The 11218-nt window shown below is 61.3% G+C and carries 13 protein-coding genes and 2 riboswitches; of the genes, 6 read left to right on the top strand and 7 right to left on the bottom strand.

The genetic code is table 11. The features are described 5' to 3' along the window. Position 1: 1 nt before the first annotated feature. The 7 genes from AC1DVN_RS16880 to AC1DVN_RS16850 form a co-directional block, all read right to left on the bottom strand. Entirely contained in the window at positions 2-1639 is a 1638-nt protein-coding gene (locus AC1DVN_RS16880; RefSeq protein WP_446837353.1) for an ABC transporter substrate-binding protein, read from the bottom strand. A 137-nt stretch (positions 1640-1776) separates the two neighbouring features. Then, positions 1777-1866, bottom strand: a complete 90-nt coding sequence (locus AC1DVN_RS16875) for a putative leader peptide (protein WP_310504006.1) — start codon at positions 1864-1866, stop codon at positions 1777-1779. Positions 1867-1874: 8 nt separating this feature from the next. Further along, a riboswitch (SAM riboswitch) is annotated at positions 1875-1969 on the bottom strand. 17 nt (positions 1970-1986) lie between these two features. Further along, the gene (locus AC1DVN_RS16870) at positions 1987-2577 is read right to left on the bottom strand and encodes a GNAT family N-acetyltransferase (RefSeq protein WP_019749497.1); all 591 of its coding nucleotides are present in this window, start codon (positions 2575-2577) and stop codon (positions 1987-1989) included. Positions 2578-2585: 8 nt separating this feature from the next. Continuing rightward, positions 2586-3695: an FAD-dependent oxidoreductase gene (locus AC1DVN_RS16865; RefSeq protein ID WP_477845784.1), complete on the bottom strand. Its 1110-nt coding sequence runs from the start codon at positions 3693-3695 to the stop codon at positions 2586-2588. A 10-nt stretch (positions 3696-3705) separates the two neighbouring features. Next, a complete protein-coding gene (locus tag AC1DVN_RS16860) occupies positions 3706-4677 on the bottom strand; it encodes an ABC transporter substrate-binding protein (protein WP_047888726.1) in 972 nt (323 codons plus the stop codon). A 34-nt stretch (positions 4678-4711) separates the two neighbouring features. Continuing rightward, the gene (locus tag AC1DVN_RS16855; protein ID WP_020968833.1) at positions 4712-5497 is read right to left on the bottom strand and encodes an amino acid ABC transporter ATP-binding protein; all 786 of its coding nucleotides are present in this window, start codon (positions 5495-5497) and stop codon (positions 4712-4714) included. Next, complete coding sequence (locus tag AC1DVN_RS16850; protein WP_020906669.1) at positions 5494-6468, bottom strand: amino acid ABC transporter permease; 975 nt, start codon at positions 6466-6468, stop codon at positions 5494-5496. Before AC1DVN_RS16850 ends, AC1DVN_RS16855 begins: the two co-directional genes overlap by 4 nt. A 191-nt stretch (positions 6469-6659) precedes the next feature. Beyond that, a riboswitch (SAM riboswitch) is annotated at positions 6660-6754 on the bottom strand. 199 nt (positions 6755-6953) lie between these two features. Here AC1DVN_RS16850 and AC1DVN_RS16845 point away from each other — a divergent pair. The 6 genes from AC1DVN_RS16845 to AC1DVN_RS16820 all read left to right on the top strand — a co-directional run bounded on the left by AC1DVN_RS16845 (position 6954) and on the right by AC1DVN_RS16820 (position 11217). Further along, positions 6954-7721 carry a sulfite exporter TauE/SafE family protein gene (locus tag AC1DVN_RS16845; protein WP_003944404.1) on the top strand — a complete coding sequence of 256 codons (768 nt, stop codon included), beginning with the start codon at positions 6954-6956 and terminating at the stop codon, positions 7719-7721. Between the two features lie 37 nt (positions 7722-7758). Continuing rightward, positions 7759-8574 carry an HAD-IIA family hydrolase gene (locus AC1DVN_RS16840; protein ID WP_029254768.1) on the top strand — a complete coding sequence of 272 codons (816 nt, stop codon included), beginning with the start codon at positions 7759-7761 and terminating at the stop codon, positions 8572-8574. A gap of 287 nt (positions 8575-8861) precedes the next feature. Next, positions 8862-9419 (top strand): alternate-type signal peptide domain-containing protein, encoded by a 558-nt coding sequence (locus AC1DVN_RS16835; RefSeq protein WP_020906667.1) that lies wholly within the window; start codon positions 8862-8864, stop codon positions 9417-9419. 4 nt (positions 9420-9423) lie between these two features. Continuing rightward, positions 9424-9990, top strand: a complete 567-nt coding sequence (locus AC1DVN_RS16830) for a hypothetical protein (RefSeq protein ID WP_113682315.1) — start codon at positions 9424-9426, stop codon at positions 9988-9990. After that, positions 9987-10631, top strand: a complete 645-nt coding sequence (locus AC1DVN_RS16825; RefSeq protein ID WP_269578101.1) for a signal peptidase I — start codon at positions 9987-9989, stop codon at positions 10629-10631. Before AC1DVN_RS16830 ends, AC1DVN_RS16825 begins: the two co-directional genes overlap by 4 nt. Then, positions 10615-11217, top strand: a complete 603-nt coding sequence (locus tag AC1DVN_RS16820) for a SipW-dependent-type signal peptide-containing protein (protein ID WP_070797242.1) — start codon at positions 10615-10617, stop codon at positions 11215-11217. The genes AC1DVN_RS16825 and AC1DVN_RS16820 overlap by 17 nt, the downstream gene beginning before the upstream one ends. The last annotated feature ends 1 nt before the right edge of the window (position 11218 follow it).

Raw genomic sequence — 11218 nt, 5'->3', positions numbered from 1 at the left:
ATTACTTACCCGACAACCATGCGTCGTAGAACTGCAGGCGTGAAGAGGCTTCGAAGTTCAGGTCCTGCACACTCGATCCGGCACCGATGGCCTGTGAGAGCTCGATGGTGGGGATGGAGAGTCCACGGTCGAGGATCAATTCCTGTGCAGTGGATACCAGTTCGCCGCGTTGGCCGTTGTCCGTGGCTGCAAGCTGGTCTGTGAGAACCTTGTCGAGCTCCGGATCTGCGCCGCGACGGTTCAGGTTGCGGCCCTCTGTGCTGAACGATGCCCGCAGGATGTCGGCGTCCGCGCGAGTGCTGTTGTAATACAGCGAATCGTAATCACCCGATACTCCCTTCTCGGTCCATTCACCGTTCGAGACCAGGTTGAGCTGCAAGTCGACGCCGACCTTCTTGAGCTGCTGCTGTACGAGCTCGAGGATGGCCTGGTTACCCGAGAACACCGGACTGAAGGTGACGCTGAAAGTGAGCTTCTGCCCGTCCTTCTCGCGGATACCGTCGCTGCCGGTCTTCCAACCAGCCGCGTCGAGAAGCTTCGCCGACTTGTCGGCGTCGTACGTCACGACACTCGATTCGTCGCTGTAGAGCGGAGTGGTGTGAGCCAACGGGCTCGTGGCCGGGAAGAACGACGGATCCAGAACGGTGTCGACGAGTTCTTGGCGGTTGATCGCGGGAATGATGGCCTGGCGAACAGCCTGATCGGCGAGAACGCCGCGACTGACGTTTGGCTGGAAGAAGAAGCTCACACCCGGGTTCGGCCTTGTGAGGATTCGTCCGCCTGCGCCCTCGATCTGCGGCGCATCCTGCGGAAGCGCATCGCTGACCGCATCGAGCTGGCCGGAGGCCACGCTGCCTGCCCGCACACCGGATTCGGGGACCACCGTGAAGTCGACGCCGTCGAGGTAGGCCTCACCCTGATGCGCGACCGCGTCCGACGCCCAGTTGTATCCCGCACGCTTGGCGATCTTGACGCTCTTGTCCTGCTGCCAGTCGGTGTACACGAACGGTCCGGAGGCGATCACCGCTGCACCGGGGCAGCGCTGCTCGGATGCCAGCGCGGTGGTGGAATCGGCGAGGATTCCGAGCTGTGGCGTCGAAGTTGCCTGCAGGAACTGAACATTGGGTCCGGAGAAATTGATCTTCGCCGTGTGAGCATCTACGACGTCGGTACCGGTGTACGAGGACAGGTAACTCTTCGCCAACGACGCGTTCGGTCCGAGATTCTTGACCGAGTCGAAGGTCTTCTTCACCGAATCCGCCGTCACCGGGGTGCCGTCACTGAAGGTGGCGTCGTCGCGAAGGACGAACGTGAAGCTAGCGGCGTCGGGGCTGATCTCCCAGCTCTTGGCGAGCCACGGGGTGATCTCTCCGGAGTCGGGATTTTGATCGGTCAGCGAATCCACCACGGTCCGAGTGACATACACGGTCTGGTTACTGCCGGCCTGGGCCGGATCGGCACACGTCGGCGCCTGCGACAGACCGTAGCGAAGGGTTCCGCCGGACTGGGCGGGGCCTGCGTCGGCAGCACTGTCACTCCCGCTGCTGCAGCCGGCGAGGACGGTGCCGAGAACCGAGACAGCACCGATACCGGCGATTACGGTCGCGCGTTTGCGGGCACCGAATGAGGGCGAAGACACCAAGAACTCCTAAAGAGGCATGCCGAAGAGCGCACCCGTCGCCTGAGACGAGAAAGGCGATCGAGCACGAATCACTTGTGAGAGAAGAGAAAACAGACTTGTCGACGACTCGCCTGAGTGTGAATGACTGACCGAGGTCAGTTGGTACAGAAAGATCCCGCGGTGCGGCACAGGTCTACGTGACGACGCGACCAGGCGGTATCGAAACCGCCTTCGACTGCCTTCATTTCGTGTTCCTCCATCGGTCCTGGCGGTAGCACCCGCACCCGATCACTCGGGGGGTTGCTGCGACTTCAATGAGCCAGGTCTCTCGGTCGCTCTGGATGGTCGTTCGCAAGTGTACGAGGTTAAACCCGGGTGTTGTCAACCCGGTCGGTAGGAATTGCTGCTCGAGTCACATTTTCGAGGACCCGAAGTTGTTTCTCGAACGGGTGGATGCCCACCTCTTCGGGCGAGAGTGACGCGTCGTAAAGCGGTGTGTATCCACTGGACAGATACAGCGCGACGGCCTCGGGTTGCCGAGGACCCGTCGTGAGAAACACCCGGTTGTATCCACGAAGTTCGATCTCTCGTTCCAACTCGCGAACGACGGCCTTGCCGAGGCCGCGCTTCCGATAGTCGACCGATGTCCAGATTCTCTTCAGTTCGGCAGTGGTGGAATCGAATTGACGAAACGCACCACCGGCGATCGGCAGACCGTCGTGGGTGAGCACCAGAAGCGCACCCTGCGGATAGGCAAATTCTTCTGCCGGATACGTCGTGAGATCCTCGAGCATCGCTTCGCGAGTCCCGCCGTAACGCGAACTGTATTCGAGTGCCAACTCCGCGATCAGTGGAGCTGCCAAGGGATCGTCCTGCGATACCGAATAGACCTCTACCGCTCCGACACCCTCGAGCTGTCGAGTTCCGAGCTCCAGTGCCACAACACTTTCCTCCATGAATCTGGTCAACGCTCCCCCAGCCTGAAAACTTCCGGAGCGAGGGTGGTTCCGTCGACGAGGTCCGCCACAAGTTCACCCAAGGCCGGACCGAACTTGAACCCATGCCCCGAGAACCCCGCCGCCACCGTGACGGCTCCGACTCGGTCGATGACGAAGTTACTGTCCGGCGTGCTCGTGTACAGGCAGGTGAGCGACTCGACACGGGTGGAATCGACACCGGGCAACCACGACTCGGCGTACTCCACCAATCGCTGCTCTCCGTCGACACCAGGGGTGTAGTCACGGGTCTGCGGAGTCACCACCGGCCCGGTCGCGTGTTCGCCGATCTTGATCCCGTCCTCGGAACCAAGCCCGTAGATCCCCGCGGTCTCCAATTCTGCGCCGGTGTGGTGAACGAAACTCGGCCACTCGACTCCGGGATCGAGCGGTGCGAAGTGTGCCGGTTGTTCCTGTGTCGTGCGCAGTGTCGGCAGTACGATCTCGGAGCCGAGACCGCTGTCTTCGATCAGATCCGCAGTCCACGCACCGGCCGCGATCACTACCTGACGAGCTGCGAGCGTTCCACTGTCCGTCACCACGTCCACGCCGTAGGACGCCCGCGCGAGTGCCAACACCCGAACATCGTGACGGACCTCGGCGCCGGCAAACACCGCTCCCGCCTTCAGAGCGGTCACGGCGCGGTCCGCGTGCAACCGGCCTGCATCGGGATGATGGAGCACCGTGGTGTCGAATCGCAGCCCCGGCCAACGGGCGGACGCCTCGGCAGGGGTGAGGATCTCGCCCTTGATGCCCGCCTCGAGAAGTATCTTCGCCTTGGACTGCACTGCCTGCGGCAGGCCGTGATCAACGGCACCGGTGAGTTCCAGGAACCCGATGTCCGTCGTGGTCTCCAACTCCCGCCACAGCGGCAGCGCGTCGGCCGCCAACCCGGTGTACAGGTGATTGTCGTACGCCTGACGGTAGATGCGCGAAGTACCGTGCGACGCACCGTGCTTGTGCCCCGGCCCGAACTGTTCCAGCTGAACGACGCTACGTCCGCGCGCCGCGAGCCGCCAGGCGGTGGAGGACCCGACGAGTCCTCCACCGATGACGATCGCATCGAGAATCTCACTCATGGACGAGAGCTCACTTGGTCTTCGGAAGGCCGGGCGGGTTGATCAGGGACGTGTCGACGGCTTCATTCGTGATGTTCCAGCGCTCGAGGATCTGCTGGTACGTGCCGTTCTCGATCGTGTGGTTGATCGCGTCGTTGATTGCCTTGATCAACCCGTTGTCCTTCTTCACCAGAACCGCGATCTGGCCTTGCAGCGTGTCGCCTGCACCGGAGAACTCACCGACAACTTCGGTTTCACCCGACTGCTTGGCATGGAACTGCGACGACGGGTTCGGTCCGAAGTAGGCGTCGATCCGGCCGGACTGCAGCGGCAGGTAGTAGTCGGTGGTGTTCTGGTAGTAGGAGATGTCGGTGGGGGCCAGGCCGGCCGCGACGTTCTGCTCACTCCATTTGACCAGCAGCGCTTCCTGATTGGTACCGGAACCTACCGCGATCTTCTTGCCTGCGACATCCTTGGGTTCCTTGATGGAGATCCCGGAGCCCTTCTTGGCTTCGAAGGCCAGGGTGTCGAGTCGGTAGGTGGCGAAGTCGTACTTCTCTTTACGCTCTTCCGTCACAGTCACATTGGACAGGAATGCATCAGCCTCGCCGGAATCGATGCGGACGAAGTTCTGTGCCCAGTCTGCGGTCTGCAGGTCGACCTTCAAACCGAGAACATCACCGATCAGGTAGGCGAAGTCGGTCTCGGAACCGATGAGAGTGGTGTCGTCGTCGGCGTAGAAGCGGAGCGGCGGAGCGGCACCGGCACTACCGGTGACGCGCAGCGTGCCACGATCGCGAATGTCCTGAGGTAGCTCGGCGGCAATGGAATCGACTTTGTCGGTGGTGATGCGGTTCTGATCGGCAGTGAGGTTGTAACCCGCAGCAGCGGTGACCTGGGCGCCGTCGGACTCCGCGTCCGCGCTGCTGCACGCAGCGCTGAGCAGTCCGACTGTGGCAAGAGCCGAGATCAGAAAAGTCGCGCGACGGGATGGGGAGAACATCAATATTTCCTTCCGGGAATGAGTCTGGGTCGCGTCAGAGGACGCGGGAGAGAAAAGCTTTGGTCCGTTCGTGGACCGGATTGTCGATCACCTGCGAAGGTGGGCCCTGTTCGACGATGACGCCGCCGTCCATGAAGACCGCAGTGTCCGCCACTTCCCGAGCAAATCCGACCTCGTGTGTGACGATCACCAAGGTGGCGCCGTCACGGGCCAACTGAGCGAGGACCTCGAGAACCTCGCCGACCAGTTCCGGGTCGAGCGCCGACGTCGGCTCGTCGAAGAGAATGACCGCCGGCCGCAGTGCCAGCGCTCGCGCTATCGCGACGCGCTGTTGCTGGCCACCGGAGAGTTGGCGGGGATACTCGTCCGCCTTGTCCCCCACTCCCACTCGCTCGAGCAGTGCGCGGGCCTCGCGGTACACCTCGTCACGATCACGCTTCTGGGCCGAGAGCGGCGCTTCCACCACGTTTTCCAGCGCGGTCAGGTGCGGAAACAGGTTGAAGTTCTGGAACACGAATCCGATGTGCGAACGCTGTTTCAGGATCTCGCGGTCACGCAGTTCGTGGAGCCGGTTTCCCTTGCGCCGGTACCCGATCAGTTCTCCGTCGATCCGCACGGTCCCGCGGTCGACCTTCTCGAGGTGATTGAGGGTGCGCAGCAAGGTGGACTTACCGGAACCAGACGGACCGAGAATGACGGTCACTTCGCCCTTGCGGACCAGGAGATCAACGCCGGCAAGTACTTCCAGCGTGCCGAACGACTTGTGAATTCCGCGCGCTTCGACGGCATACACCGTCTCTTCGGCCAGTTCTGCGGTCATCGGGTCGCACCTCTCGGAATATCGAGACGCGCATCTCGAATCTCTTCGAACTTCTTGCGCGCCTTCTGTACCGGAGTCAACGGAAGCGCACGGGCGGATCCTCGTGCATAGTGGCGCTCCACGTAGTACTGACCGATCGAGAGCAACGTCGTGAGGATGATGTACCAGATCGTGGCGACCATCAGCAGGGGCACGACTCGTCCGTTGCGGCCGAAGATGACCTGCACCTGGTAGAACAGTTCGGCGATTGCCATGGTGGAGACGATCGACGTTCCCTTGAAGAGTCCGATGACCTCGTTGGCGGCATTGGGGAGGATCGCTCGCATTGCCTGCGGGAGAACGATCTTGAAGAACTGGCGACTGCGCGGAATACCGAGCGAGTGAGCAGCTTCGATCTGGCCGTGATCCACCGAAATGATTCCGGAGCGGATGATCTCGGCCGAGTATGCAGCCTGGTGCAGCGCCAAACCGATGACCGCCGCGGTGAATCCGCCGATCACACCGCTGACCTGGAAGGTGAAGAACTCGGGCCCGAAAGGTATTCCGAGAGAAAGCGTCTGGTACAGGTATGTGATGTTGAACCAGAAGAGCAGCTGCACGATGAGTGGAATCGAGCGGAAGGCCCAGATGTAGGTCCAAGCGATCACCTGCAGGACCGGGTTTTTCGACAACCGACCGAGTGCCAGGAAAACACCGAGACCGAATCCGAGGATCGTCCCCCACAGCGTCAGTTTGATCGTCATCCACAGCGCGGCGAGCACTGATTTCGCGGTGAAGTATTGCGCGAAGGTCGGCCAGTCCCAGCCGGGGTTGACGACGAGTCCGTGGATGAACTGAGCAAGCAGTACCAGCACGACCGCACTGATCACCCAGCGCAGCGGGTGCCAGGTGCGAGCAACGACAAGCTCCGAGTCCGGAAGTTGCGGCTCGGACACCGACTTTTCGGGGCGGACATCGGTGGGCGCGCTCACGGCGCGCTACCTGACGGAGTGGACATGACGAATAGACCTTTCGGGGAATGGGAACGCAGCTGTGGTCTCGAGTTGGTGAGCTCGAGTTGCGAAGACGACGGTTCGGTCAGCGACAGTGACACGAAGCGGTGCGGCACAGATCGATGTGGCGGCGCCTGTGCGGAGCGTGCGAAGTGGAACCCATGTGATGCCTTCCATCGGTCCTGGCGGTAGCACCCGCTCCCGATCGCTCGGGGGGTTGCTGCGACGTCGACGAGCCAGGTCTCTCGGTCGCTCTGGATGGTGAGCAAAGACTAGACCCGAAATGTCTAGTCGTCAAATGTTGTATTTCCCTGCACTGCAAGGGAAATGAAAGATCAACCAGGTTGGAATCGCACTGATTTCAACGGTGTCAGAAGCCGCGTTCGACGTGTTCAATAGAGTGTTCGAACGAAGACCGGGACCGCCGTCTGGACCGACTTTCCCTCTGCCGTACCGTCTGCGGAGTGAGTGGACTCGACGCTTTCTTCATATTGCTGGCCGGCATCGGTGCGGGCGCGATCAACGCCGTGGTCGGCAGTGGAACGCTGATCACGTTCCCGACGCTGGTCGCCTTCGGCATGCCGCCCGTGACCGCGACCATGTCCAACGCGGTCGGGCTCGTCGCCGGCGGAGTTTCCGGCACCTGGGGCTACCGACGCGAGCTGTCCGGACAGTGGGATCGACTGAAGTGGCAGATTCCGGCGTCACTCGCCGGGGCACTACTCGGTTCCTGGTTGCTCATGCATCTACCCGAGAAACTGTTCGAAACCATCGTTCCGGTGCTGTTGGTCCTCGCCCTCGCGCTCGTCCTCCTCCAACCACGCATCCAGGCGTGGGCCAAGAAGCGTTCCACCGAAGAAACGACGCTGTCCACCAAGAGGCTGATGCTCCTGACCGCCGGCACCTTTGCGGTCGGCATCTACGGCGGATACTTCACTGCCGCGCAGGGCATCCTTCTCATCGGTGTGATGGGTGCCATCCTCCCTGAAACCCTCCAACGCATGAACGGCGCGAAGAACCTGCTCTCACTGCTCGTCAACATCGTTGCAGCGGGGATGTACATCACTCTGGCGTTCGATCAGATCAATTGGGCAGCAGCCGGTTTGATCGCTGTCGGCTCGCTCGGCGGTGGCGTCCTGGGCGCCCGCTACGGACGACGCCTGTCCCCCACTGCATTGCGCTACACGATTGTCGTCGTCGGCCTGATCGGGCTGTGGCGCCTTCTCGCTTGATCGCCCACATCGGGCGGCACCCGCACATACTGGAGTCATGACCAGTACAGAAGATCAGACCGGTTGGACCTACCTCATGGACATGGACGGGGTTCTCGTCCACGAGGAGCACTTGATACCTGGAGCGGACACGTTCCTGGCAGAGCTGGCGTCGAACGACATCCCGTACATGGTGCTCACCAACAACTCCATCCGAACCCCGCGTGACCTGCGAGCACGCTTGCTCAATTCGGGACTCGACATCCCGGAGAAGTCGATCTGGACGTCAGCGCTCGCTACCGCGACGTTCCTGGCCAACCAGCGGCCAGGCGGCAGCGCCTACGTGGTCGGCGAATCGGGCCTGACCACTGCCCTGCACGACATCGGTTACGTCCTGACGGACAGTGACCCCGACTACGTCGTACTCGGCGAGACGCGCACGTACTCGTTCGAGGCGATCACCACCGCGATTCGACTGGTCGAGCGTGGTTCGCGGTTCATCGCCACCAACCCCGACGCCACTGGGCCGTCGCGTGACGGCTCGCTGCCGGCCACCGGCTCGGTCGCGGCTCTCATCACCAAGGCAACCGGACGCGATCCCTACTACGTCGGCAAGCCCAACGCCTTGATGATGCGCTCTGCCCTGCGGTCCATCGGCGCCCATTCGGCCAACACGTTGATGATCGGCGACCGGATGGACACCGACATCGTCTGTGGCCTCGAAGCCGGACTGCAGACGATTCTGGTGATGACCGGGATCTCGACCCGCGCGTCGGTGGAGCTCTTCCCGTACCGACCCACAGTCGTTCTCGAGTCGGTCGCCGATCTTGTAGGAATGACAACCGATCCATTCCGTAGCACCGCAAACAATTGATTCAATTGCAAAACAAAACCGCGAGTCGGTAATTAACTGGTAAAAAACACTAGATTTGCCAGGATCCGACTCGTCCACTTTGTCCAGCTGGACAAACAAGCGGTTTCTTTCGAAGGAAGATTGCGTACTGATAGTTATTCGCAGGTCAGAGGCGAATACACCCCCGACAATAGGTGGATCGCAGTCCAAAAAGAAATTTGAGAAAAAGTAGTAACGAATCGTTTGCCGTGGCTGATACTCATGTCTGAACGACCCATTTCGGGTCCCAGACATGAAATGAGATTTTCATGAAGAAGCAGACCAAGGGCGCGATCGCTGCTGCGGCGGCCGGCGCCCTCCTCCTCGGCGGTGCGGGCTCGCTCGCTGTGTGGAGCGACTCGGCCGACGTCAGTGGCGGCGGACCCGTCACTTCCGGTGCACTCGACCTGAGCGCCTGCGCACCGGTCGGCGGCGGTTGGAACTCCCTCAATCCGACGAAGACCGCGATCACCAACATCTCGGCTTACCGCATCGTCACCACCGAGAGCATCGAATACACCTGCGACGTCACAGTGACCGCAGTGGGCGATCGTCTCGCGGCTGTTCTGACCGCTGATACGGCCGGCATCGTTCCAGGTGCCAACAGCGCCGAACTTGCCGCCGCTGTACAGCCGGTTACGACCATCAAGGACGCTGGTGGCAACCCGATTTCACAGATCACCAAGGTACAGAACGGCACGATCGTGCACGTCGGAGTCCGTCTGAACTTCACCGAGGTGGCCAACCAGGTCGCGCAGAATCAGTCGCTGAACTTGGCGGCGATGAAGCTGGTCGTCACTCAGACAGCGCTGACTCCGGCTCCGTAATTTCATGAGGAAAAAGGTCTGGGGAGCGATCGCAGTCGCGGTGGCTGCTGTAGCGGTGTTCGCATCGTCACAGCAGTCGCTCGCGCTGTGGTCCGATTCGGCGAGCGCGAGTGGTGGGACCGCAACCGCTGCAAGCGTCAACCTCACCGTTGGTACATCGGCCGGAACCAGTGCGGCGTACACCCTGGCGAATTTGACGACGGCCACGACGCCTGTGGTCCCGGGAAACACGGTGCAAGCTCCGCTCACCGTCAAGAATTCGGGGTCTGATCCTCTGCAGTGGCGAATGCAGTCGACGAGCGCACTTCCGGGATTCACGTTGACCACGTACGGAGTCGCCAACGAAGGCGCCTGCCCGGCCGGCGTCAACACCGCGGCTCCGGCAGTAACCCCAGTGACGTCCGGATCGATGAATGCATCGCTGCAGTACCCGGTTTCCCCCGCGTACATGCCGACTCCGCTCGCAGCCGGTGGCACCTACATCCTGTGTCTGCGGCTCACGGTGGGTGTTGGTGCGGTTTCCGGTCAGACGACCAACGCCACCTTCACGTTCCAGGCAGGGGCGGCATGACGAAACACTCGACCAAACGCGGTGAACGTACCGGCCCTCTGTGGTGGGTCACCTCTATCGTCAGTTGGACACTGCTGCTGGCGATTTCGGCAGTCATCGTCGCAACCATTGTCATCCCCTTCTTCGCGGGAGCGCAGCGCTTCACGATTCTGACCGGTTCGATGCGCCCGACGTACAACCCTGGATCACTGGTCGTCGTCAAACCTGTCGATCCGTCCGAACTGGGGATCGGTACACCTATTACGTACCAGCTGGAATCGGGTCAGCCGACCGTCGTCACGCACCGGATCATCGCCACAAGTGAAAACCAAAAGGGTGAACGAACTTTCATCACCCAGGGCGACGCGAACGGTGAACGCGACGAGAAAGAAGTACGGCCAGTACAGATCCGGGGAAAGGTCTGGTACAGCCTTCCGTATCTCGGCTACGTCAACACTTGGCTCACCGGAGAGCAGCGCACCGTGATCGTGGTGATAGTCGTGACGACACTACTGCTGTACGCGGCCTACATGATGATCAGCGGCATCCGTGACGGCCGGAAGGAGCGAGCTCGAGCCCGATTGGCGCCTGACCCTGCAGCTTCCAACCTCACCAACTCCGACCAGATCGAGAAAGGCCAGCACGATGCCCTCGCGCCCTGACCGTCCGGCCCACCGGATTCGTCACCTGTTGACCAGCACGCGTTTTCGCGCGCTGCTCGCGCTGGGGATGGTGCTTGGTGTCGGCGGTGTAACCACGCTCGCGGCCTGGACGTCTTCGGCGATGGCGACTTCGGGAAATATCACGACCGGGTCGATCAATCTGCAGTTGAATACCACAATCCAACCCACGCTGACCACGACACTGAACTTCAGCCAACTCGGCAAAACCGGGATGATTCCCGGCGACTCGAACTCCGCCATCGTCAAAGTCAACAACGTGGGGGCAGGCGTGAATCTTCCTCTGAAATACACGATTACTTCCACCAGCGGCGGCGCGCTGACGACCTACTTGCGGATGACTGTGTCGTTGAACGGAACTGTGGCCAACAAATGCACAGATGGCAGCAATGTGGTGTTGTCCTTACCGCTGACACTCACCACAAATCAGGCGGTCGGTGCACCCGACCGTTCGCTGGCTATCGGGGCAACCGACAATCTTTGTGTCTCGGTGACGCTTCCGACGAGTCCGACCCCACCGACGAGCAGCTCGTCGAGCATCGTCCTGAACTTCTCGGCAAAGGTGTGAG

It is taken from the genome of Rhodococcus sp. P4_E4, assembly GCF_056401575.1.
Note: the sequence above shows the minus strand (reverse complement) of the source record. Positions and strands in the feature narration are given on the sequence as shown.

Excerpts from the sequence above, each read along its gene's own strand:
- AC1DVN_RS16865 (WP_477845784.1), bottom strand. The coding sequence starts at position 3,695 with ATGAGTGAGATTCTCGATGCGATCGTCATCGGTGGAGGACTCGTCGGG.
- AC1DVN_RS16825 (WP_269578101.1), top strand. The coding sequence starts at position 9,987 with ATGACGAAACACTCGACCAAACGCGGTGAACGTACCGGCCCTCTGTGG.
- AC1DVN_RS16860 (WP_047888726.1), bottom strand. The coding sequence starts at position 4,677 with ATGTTCTCCCCATCCCGTCGCGCGACTTTTCTGATCTCGGCTCTTGCC.
- AC1DVN_RS16835 (WP_020906667.1), top strand. The coding sequence starts at position 8,862 with ATGAAGAAGCAGACCAAGGGCGCGATCGCTGCTGCGGCGGCCGGCGCC.
- AC1DVN_RS16830 (WP_113682315.1), top strand. The coding sequence starts at position 9,424 with ATGAGGAAAAAGGTCTGGGGAGCGATCGCAGTCGCGGTGGCTGCTGTA.
- AC1DVN_RS16840 (WP_029254768.1), top strand. The coding sequence starts at position 7,759 with ATGACCAGTACAGAAGATCAGACCGGTTGGACCTACCTCATGGACATG.
- AC1DVN_RS16875 (WP_310504006.1), bottom strand. The coding sequence starts at position 1,866 with ATGAAGGCAGTCGAAGGCGGTTTCGATACCGCCTGGTCGCGTCGTCAC.
- AC1DVN_RS16855 (WP_020968833.1), bottom strand. The coding sequence starts at position 5,497 with ATGACCGCAGAACTGGCCGAAGAGACGGTGTATGCCGTCGAAGCGCGC.
- AC1DVN_RS16820 (WP_070797242.1), top strand. The coding sequence starts at position 10,615 with ATGCCCTCGCGCCCTGACCGTCCGGCCCACCGGATTCGTCACCTGTTG.
- AC1DVN_RS16870 (WP_019749497.1), bottom strand. The coding sequence starts at position 2,577 with ATGGAGGAAAGTGTTGTGGCACTGGAGCTCGGAACTCGACAGCTCGAG.